Source organism: Neobacillus citreus, assembly GCF_018343545.2.
GTDB classification, from domain to species: domain Bacteria; phylum Bacillota; class Bacilli; order Bacillales; family Cytobacillaceae; genus Neobacillus; species Neobacillus citreus.
Map to the genome: position 1 here is coordinate 1 of NZ_JAGYPE020000115.1, position 7,494 is coordinate 7,494.

Consider the following 7,494-nt stretch of genomic DNA (forward strand, 5'->3'; position numbering starts at 1 on the left):
TGGTAGATGTAATGAGCCAAAGTAGACTCTTCAAAACGAAAACTATCTTCGTAAGCTTCTTTCACCAACATGTGATTCCACCTCATTATTCGTTAATAAAATTTTCCGCGGTCTTCCTTACCTATTGGCTGCTGGACAGCTATACAAGGGGTTGATTCTGTTCCTTTCGCTCCTCAATCGCTCCCGTATACTCGTTGTAATTCACGGCGATGGTTCCAACTTGGCCATTTCGGTTTTTCGAGACAATGATTTCAAGGGAATGGTCTTGAGAATCCTTGTCATAATAGGCTTCGCGGTATAGGAACAAAATGACATCGGCATCCTGCTCTACACTTCCCGATTCCCGAATGTCAGACATCATCGGCCGTTTATTGGCCCTTGATTCCACTGATCGATTGAGCTGCGCCAAACATACCACTGGGCAATCAAAATCCTTCGCCATCGTTTTGAGCGATTTAGATATTTCCGTTACTTGCTGGTGGGAATTCCCTCCGTATGATTGACTGGATTGGATCAGTGTTAAGTAATCGATAAACAGGATCGGTCTCTTGCCGGGGAATTGATTCATCATTTTTCTGGTTTTCGCTCTCATTTCGGAAATCGTTTGTCCTGCCCCATCAAAAATTTGCATATTGGTTTCCGTGAGATCACCAATCACATCCGACCATTTATCCTTTTGGCGTTGACTGAGCATTCGTTTCGGATCCCGCATTTTCGAACGATTAATGCCACCTGTCGAAGCAATTAATCGTTTGGTGATCAATCTCTCAGGCATTTCCAAAGAAAATACGAGTGGCAGATACCCGGCCCAACCCGACATTTTGGAAAAATGAAGCATCACATCGGTTTTTCCCATTGATGGTCTTGCCGCTAAAATCGTGACTTCTCCGCCCTGAAAGCCTCCTGTCATGTCGTCGAGCTGTTTGATCCCCGTTGTGACACTTTTCAGGCGTAATTGATCTTCCCAGGGTGCCTCATAGATGTTGGCCAGCGCTTGTTGCAACGAGGTATGATCCTCGAGCTTTAATTGGCTGATTTTATCCAATTCGCTGACGACCTTCGCAATCTCCCAGTCATTCACTGCAGCAACAGTTAGGATGTTTCTCTTTTCCCGCTCCTTCCACGACTCCAGAATGATCTTTTCCGTTCCATCGAACTTCTCGATGTCTGCATAGGACAACAGCTCCGAAAGATAGGACATTCCCCCTACTGATTCGAGGTCGGACAGGGTTGAAAAAGTAATCAAATCAAGATTTTTACCGGTACGTTTGAACTCCACCATTTTCCGCATGATTTCTTTATGCCGTGCACTTTCTAGCTGTTCAGGCTGAATTACGGTATCTGTTAGTAGGTACTCCGCCTTCATCAAACTGCCTAGGAACGCTTTTTCAGCCATACTCATTCCTCTTCACCTGCCGTTAGATCAAGGTGGAATCCACGTGGAATATCTCTACCGGTCCGAAAATTTTCAGTTGATTGTTTGGATGTTGGTACTGCCTGTTGGGGTGCCTGATGGGCATCAACATCTGCTACGGTCAGTAACGATTCATTTTCCCAGTTTCTAAGAATCGCAACGATATAGTTGAGCCTTCGCTTGTTATTCGCACAGGCAATCTCCATGGCTTTTAGGATCATCTCTTTCGGCTGTAAAAAGCTAGAATCCTCCAACCATGCTAGCAGCTGCTGCTTCGCCATCACGTTTGTAAATCCAAAACCATTTGAGTCCCAAAACTCGATAATTTCATTCACATCTTCTGGCTTTGTAAGATTCTTTAAATCTGGAGTATCCTCCATATATGGCTGAGAAGCTATTTTTTGTTTTTGTTTTTCTTTTTTATTTTCTTTTTCTTTTTCTTTTTGCCCACGTATCGTCCCACGGTTCGTTGACGTATCATACAACTCTTCCGCTTCACTATCGGTATATGTATCCTGTTCCTCTCGTTCACTGCCCCCGTTGCTAAAAAGCATTTCTTCTTGTCTACTAAAACATTCGTAAAGACTGCTTATCCCGGGATTGCTAATGCCTTCCGAAACATACGAAATAAGTGAGCGGTCCTGGACCTCTTTTAGCTCGGCGGTTATACAGTCCATGATTGGTTTCCCGCCTTTATGCAGGTTATATTCCCCCCAGTATTTAAGCGCCAGTTCTTTTGTTTCCTGATTGTAGCGAATCAACTGATGATGCTCGACAAATCGTTCCATTAACGAATGAACAGTCTCCATTGAATAGCCCAAATGAAAAGCCATTTGCTTCTTCGTGATTCGATAGATGCCAATTTGCGTTGTTTTCGAATTTGTCAGCAGATAGAGGTAAAAATACTTCTCCTCCGGGGTCATCTCTTCCACAACGGGATTTTCCCAAAATTCAGTTCGCACCATTCGATACTTTGCCACCCTTAACCACCATCCTTGTTTATTGAAAAACTCTATTCAGACTCTATTTATGGTTTGATGAGGAAAACGGATAGGGTGGTTTTTATAAAAAGGTGGATATTTTGTGACAATAGCTTTTCTTACGGAAGACAGAATGGTCCCCAAAGATCGGTGGCCAAATGATTAGGCATGTCATTCAAGGGAGTTATCGTGAAGAGCCGTTGGAAAGACACATGTTATATTTTGAAGATCTCGATTGTTGGGTAGATTTTCTGGAGAAAAAACGGGCTACAAGATGCATTACGGAGATTGATTGAGCTTCTTATTTAGAATGGAAGAAAGCTTTCGTGCCGGGAAAAACAGGGTTAGTCCCCCAATAAGGTAAAGCTATATAACAACGAGGGACTTACCCCAATAAACTGGTTATGAATATTCCAGCCTTTTCTTTTTCAACCCTGGAAATTTTTATTAATAAAACTAGGACCTCATTTACTTTTGGTACGGTTCACCGTATTGTATCTAAATGAGGATTTTTCACCCTCTTTGATTACGCAGCTACTTATCCTGTTTCCACTCAGTTTATTACACCTTTTTTTCTCTTACAATTCAGTTCAAGAAATAGTCCATAAACTACTTTTTGGCCTTACTTCTTTGTAAAACAAGGATAAATTTTTTTTTATTTCAAATAATAAAAAAAAATTATTAAGGATTATTCAAATGACAAACACACAAAATAAAAATAACTGCCCAAATTATAAAAAAATTAAATATATCCTCAACCAATCACCAGATTTACTTTGCAGGACAATTGAGGTCGCTGGAGATTGTCTGGAAATTGTCTTTATGAAAAATTTAATTAAGGCTGAAACAGTTAATGAATATGTTATTAAATTCATTCAACAGCTGCCAAAAAAAGATATAACCTATTCTTATTTAATGAAAAATATCCCTATTGACGAAGTAAAGATTGACTTTAAGGAACAAGAAATTATTTCTTCACTTTTAAATGGTTTCGTTTATATTTACTTATTAAAAGAAAGTAAGGCCCTTTTAGTAAATTGTGCTAACCCAATTGAAAGATCCATCGAGAAAGCCGAAACTGAATCTTTGGTATACGGCCCTAAAATTTCGTTTACAGAATCATTGTCTTCTAATATAAAAATTATTAGACAAAATCTAAATAATTCTAATTTGTGTACGGATGAATTAGAAATAGGAGAACGTGTTAAGAAGAAATTAAGAATTATATATATTAAAGATTTAACGGATGAAGACATACTAAAAACACTTAAGCAGAAGCTTGAAAATATTACAACTGATGATATAAGTGACAGTTCAGTTTTGGCACAGTGTCTTGAAGATAATCATTATTCCTTTTTTCCACAGTTTATCATGACAGAGCTGCCCGATCGATTTCTCTATTCTATTTTAAATGGAAGGGTTGGTATCCTTTTAGATCGAAGCCCAGTGGCTATTATTGGGCCTGCTAATTTTTTTTCGTTTTTTGAATCAACAGAAGATATTTATTTACGCTGGTCTTTGAGTACTTTCATAAGATTTATACGGTTTTTTGCTATGGCTGGATCACTGCTCTTTACAGCATTCTATGTTGCAATCCTTACCTATCACTTTGAACTTATACCATCTAAATTGTTAATTATCATTGGGCAATCTCGTTCACAAGTTCCTTTTCCCCCTTTACTAGAAGCAATATTAATGGAATTATTAATTGAATTACTTAGAGAGGCAGGGGCACGTCTTCCATCAAAAGTAGGTCAAACAATGGGGATTGTTGGAGGGATTGTTATTGGTCAAGCAACTGTTGAGGCTGGCTTAACTAGCAATATTTTAATTATTTTCGTGGCATTTAGTGCATTAGGGGCTTTTTCAGCTCCAATTTATGAGATGGGGACTGCTATAAGAATTGCCAGATTTCCTTTCATTATTCTAGCAGGTGTTTGGGGTTTTAATGGGATTATGATCGGTGTCTGTGTCCTGGTTGTCCACTTGTTAAAGTTGACATCCTTAAATAGACCTTATCTTGCACCTCTATACCCGTTTAGGATAAAGGATTTAAAATACTTCCTCATACGGCTTCCACACCATTTTTATAGGAAACGTCCTGTTGTCAATCGTCCATTAAACGTATTCCGGATAGGATGGAAATCTAAAAAAACAGAAAACGATTTAGATGAATTTTGAGGTGGATAATGAAATCAAATATTAGTTTTGTAAACGCCTATATTGCTTTCTTTATCATTCACACTTCACAAATAGGGATGGGCATACTTGGCGTCCCTAGAATTGTTTTTCTTGAAGCTAAGCAAGATGCCTGGATCAGCGTTCTACTCTCTGGACTATTCATTAGTGTTATCATTTGGATGATAATTAGCATCCTTGCTAAATATGAAAACTGTAATCTTTATGAAATACACGAGAATGTATTTGGTCGCTTTATAGGCAGTATCATCAATACCTTTATTGTTATTTACTTTATTGCAGCACTTTACTCTATCATCATCGCTTATGTTGAATTGTCCCTGACATGGGGATATGAAGGAGTTGATGAATGGGTAGGTGTTTTAGCGCTATTATTAGTAACTATTTATGCCGTATCTGGCGGATTCAGAGTAATTGCAGGGATATGTTTCTTATCCTTTTTAATGACTATATGGCTGGTATTTGTTTTTTATCAACCGCTTGAATCGATAAACTTCACTAGAATTTTACCCGTCATGTCGGCAACCCCAGCACAAATAATGAAAGGAGTATTTAAAACCAGTTTTACAATGTTAGGTTTTGAAACTTTATTTTTTATTTTTCCATTTATAAAGGAGAAAAAAAAGCTGCTTTTTTTCAGTCAATTAGCAATCTGGCTTACTACACTTATTGTATTTATAACAACTGTTATTTCGATATTATTTTTTAGTCCAAAGGAATTAGAAATACATATTTGGCCTGTGGTCAGTATGATAAGCGCGGTCCATTTTCCATTTCTTGAACGGTTTGAATTTATTGCCGTTCCATTATGGATATTGGTTATTTTTCCAAATTTATGTTTATACCTGTTCATTTCTTCAAAAGGAGTAAAACAAATATTTCATTTAAAACAAAAACATGGTATATGGGTAATCTCAATAATCATTTTTATCACGAGTTTTTTTGTCACCAAAAGAGTCGACAATAACCTTTTTTTTGATCAAGTTGGTCATGTCGGCTTTTACCTATGGTTTATCTATCCAATCTTGTTATATTTTATTTCAATCATTAAATCTAAAATTTTTTCACAATCTTATCGGAGTTGAAACGATGAAAAAATGGCTTATTCTATTTTGTTGTCTTCTCTGTACTGCATGCGTGCCCCCTGAAAAAATATTAGAAAGGCAAGGGATTTCAACTATTATTGGTTATGATTTACTTGATAAAGATACATATAAAGGCTCTATTAGCTTGTTGCAATTCGACCGTAAAGAAGAAAAAACAAGTGAAACCATTTCTGCCGTCGGTACTACAAGCAAACAAATAAGACAAAGGTTAGAACAAAAAACAAGCCACGACATTACATCTGGACAATTGAGGACAATACTATTTGATAAAAATATAAGTGAAATGATAGGAATTTCATCTTTTTTAGATACAATGCAACGAGACAGCAGCATTGGATCATTAATATTTTTGGCCATTACAAACAATACTGAAGAAGTCATTAAAAATAATAACTATGAAGAATACCCTGAGATGGGGTCATATATTTATCAATTATTGGATAAGCAAGAAAGGAAGGAAATGTTAATAAACTCCAACCTGCATGATTTTTTCTCCACTCTATATGAAATTGGCATCGATCCTACCTTACCTATTATATCCAATAAGAATGGTGCAGCACCCTATATTGAAAAGGTGGCATTATTAAAGGATGATAAAATGGTCGGTTCTATTTCTTTGACAAAAACCTTGTTCATAAAATTATTCACCAATCACAGGGCTTCTTTGGGAGATATAACATTAAACATTCCTCTAGAGGTTTTAGAAAAAAAGGGAATACCACTAGTCGAAAAGCCAAAAGGAGATAAATTTAATATTACAATTCGCCCAATAAAGCACCGCGGAAAAGTTGAATTATCTAACGAAGATGACTTTTATCTAAACGCAACGATTAAGGTTTCAACTATAGAAGTACAGCCTGCAATTACTCTTAACAATAAGAAATCTATAAAAAAATGGGAACAACTGCTTGGGGAAGAACTAAGCAAAGAATTGGGGGATTTTCTTGAGGAGTTAAGAAAATTAAATACTGATCCAATTGGCATCGGAAGAAAAATAAAAAGCATCAGAAAATATTCCAATTTAAGTGATAAAGATTTGAGGGAAAAGTATTCAACATTAAAGTTAAAATCAACTATTAACGTTGAAATAAAACGAACAGGTGCTGTTGATTAGTAAAGATAGTAGAGAAAAATACTCTACTATCTTATTCTTTCAAGTATATTTCGTTCAAGAATATTAACTAAGAAGAACCTTATTTACTTATGATAAGGTTCACCGCATCACAAATAGGAACTTTGATACCGATGGTCTGCGTCGGACGAATGCTTATTTGAAATTAACATATAACCAGGAATGATGAATATTTCAAATGTAGATTTATTTCCTTCCCACACTTCCCCCCACCTTCTCAAACCGCCCCGCTACGGCTGGAAAACTCTCGAAATCCTTCCTCATCTCCTGAAAGGTAACCACCTCTTTTCCTCTCACAAATTCGAATTCTAGTGGATATTCGTGACAGTTTAATGGGCTTTGCTGAAATGTTTCGGTAAAGAATTGGATCGCCTCTTGCGGGCTGCTGGCAAATATGAAAAAAAAGTCCTTCTTGTTCATCTTCAGTGAGTAGACGCGAACCTTATTAATCCCTAATACATTCTTTCGGATCAATTCCGCTACTTTCCGGTTATCTGCTTGAACTGCGTTTAATATAGACATGTCGTCCTCTAAGGAAATTTTCTGTTCCGTAAGTAAATGGTAGATGTAATGAGCCAAAGTAGATTCTTCAAAACGAAAACTATCTTCGTAAGCTTCTTTCACCAACATGTGATTTCACCTCATTAATCGTTCATAAAATGT

At 36.9% G+C, this 7,494-nt stretch carries 6 protein-coding genes; 3 read left to right on the top strand and 3 right to left on the bottom strand.

The features are described from left to right. Nucleotides 1-139 precede the first annotated feature (139 nt). Together KHB02_RS29030 and KHB02_RS29035 are read right to left on the bottom strand one after the other, a co-directional pair. The gene (locus KHB02_RS29030) at nucleotides 140-1,396 is read right to left on the bottom strand and encodes a DnaB-like helicase C-terminal domain-containing protein (protein WP_241114186.1); all 1,257 of its coding nucleotides are present in this window, start codon (nucleotides 1,394-1,396) and stop codon (nucleotides 140-142) included. A gap of 2 nt (nucleotides 1,397-1,398) precedes the next feature. Next, on the bottom strand, nucleotides 1,399-2,394 hold the full coding sequence (locus KHB02_RS29035) for a DnaD domain-containing protein (RefSeq protein ID WP_241114187.1): 996 nt from the start codon (nucleotides 2,392-2,394) through the stop codon (nucleotides 1,399-1,401). A gap of 696 nt (nucleotides 2,395-3,090) precedes the next feature. Between KHB02_RS29035 and KHB02_RS29040 the strand changes: the two genes are divergently transcribed. Genes KHB02_RS29040 through KHB02_RS29050 form a run of 3 tightly spaced genes read left to right on the top strand, consistent with a single transcriptional unit; the run spans nucleotide 3,091 to nucleotide 6,813 of the window. Beyond that, nucleotides 3,091-4,575 (top strand): spore germination protein, encoded by a 1,485-nt coding sequence (locus KHB02_RS29040; protein WP_213146155.1) that lies wholly within the window; start codon nucleotides 3,091-3,093, stop codon nucleotides 4,573-4,575. A gap of 8 nt (nucleotides 4,576-4,583) precedes the next feature. After that, nucleotides 4,584-5,678 (top strand): GerAB/ArcD/ProY family transporter, encoded by a 1,095-nt coding sequence (locus KHB02_RS29045; protein ID WP_213146154.1) that lies wholly within the window; start codon nucleotides 4,584-4,586, stop codon nucleotides 5,676-5,678. Nucleotides 5,679-5,682: 4 nt separating this feature from the next. Continuing rightward, nucleotides 5,683-6,813 (top strand): Ger(x)C family spore germination protein, encoded by a 1,131-nt coding sequence (locus KHB02_RS29050; RefSeq protein WP_213146153.1) that lies wholly within the window; start codon nucleotides 5,683-5,685, stop codon nucleotides 6,811-6,813. A gap of 204 nt (nucleotides 6,814-7,017) precedes the next feature. Here KHB02_RS29050 and KHB02_RS29055 read toward each other — a convergent pair whose 3' ends face one another. Beyond that, nucleotides 7,018-7,461, bottom strand: a complete 444-nt coding sequence (locus tag KHB02_RS29055; RefSeq protein WP_213146152.1) for a hypothetical protein — start codon at nucleotides 7,459-7,461, stop codon at nucleotides 7,018-7,020. Nucleotides 7,462-7,494: the final 33 nt, after the last annotated feature.

What these genes read in the sequence shown, in the direction of transcription:
- KHB02_RS29030 (WP_241114186.1), bottom strand. Translation starts at nt 1,396, where the DNA reads ATGGCTGAAAAAGCGTTCCTAGGCAGTTTGATGAAGGCGGAGTACCTA.
- KHB02_RS29045 (WP_213146154.1), top strand. Translation starts at nt 4,584, where the DNA reads ATGAAATCAAATATTAGTTTTGTAAACGCCTATATTGCTTTCTTTATC.
- KHB02_RS29040 (WP_213146155.1), top strand. Translation starts at nt 3,091, where the DNA reads ATGACAAACACACAAAATAAAAATAACTGCCCAAATTATAAAAAAATT.
- KHB02_RS29055 (WP_213146152.1), bottom strand. Translation starts at nt 7,461, where the DNA reads ATGTTGGTGAAAGAAGCTTACGAAGATAGTTTTCGTTTTGAAGAATCT.
- KHB02_RS29050 (WP_213146153.1), top strand. Translation starts at nt 5,683, where the DNA reads ATGAAAAAATGGCTTATTCTATTTTGTTGTCTTCTCTGTACTGCATGC.